1 protein-coding gene is annotated in these 719 nt (G+C 67.2%); it reads left to right on the top strand.

What is annotated here, in order from left to right; all coding sequences use genetic code 11:
• On the top strand, window positions 1-719 hold a 719-nt coding region (locus tag AC07OO_RS25580; RefSeq protein WP_495084997.1), incomplete at both ends, for an Ig-like domain-containing protein.

The following is a 719-nucleotide window of genomic DNA, read 5'->3' as shown; positions in this document are numbered from 1 at the left end:
CTGAGCACAGCCGTCACCGCCCGCAGCGGTGGCAACGCCACCGTCACCTTGAATGCCCGCGTCAACGGCGCCAAGCCCGGCGGCACCGTCACCTTCTACAACAACGGCACCGCCATCACCGGCGCCATCGCCCTGGTCAACGGCGTCGCTACCACCAGCGTCAGCCTGCCCGCAGGCATGACCGCTCTGAGCGTCCAATACGCGGGCGACGCCAGCAATACGACGGCCACCTCGGCCACGGCCAACACCAACTTCGCCACTGCCACCACCAGCACCATCGCACTGGCGGCATCGCCCGCCAGCGTGGCCCAAGGCGCATCGGTCACCTTCACCGCAACCGTCACCGGCAGCAGCCCCACCGGAACCGTCGCCTTCCTCAAAGGCACAACCGTGCTGGGCGTGGCCAACGTCGTCAACGGCACAGCCACCCTCACGCTGAGCAACCTGCCCATCGGAGCAGGCCAGGCCATCACCGCCAGCTATGGCGGAGACAGCGTCAACACCAGCAGCGTCAGCAGCACCACCAGCGTCAGCGTCAATGCAGCAGCGGCAACCCTGGCCCTGAGCAGCGCCAACGCCAGCGTGCAGGCCGGCACACCGGCCATCTTCACCGTCAAAGTCAGCGGTGCCAACGCCAACATCCTGCCCACGGGACAGGTCACCTTCTATGACGGTGCCACCTCCCTGGGCAACGTCACCCTGGTCAATGGCTACGCCAC

It is taken from the genome of Rhodoferax sp. GW821-FHT07G04, from assembly GCF_059418585.1.
The sequence above is the reverse complement of the archived record's forward strand: the minus strand, read 5'-3'. Positions and strand labels throughout refer to the sequence as shown.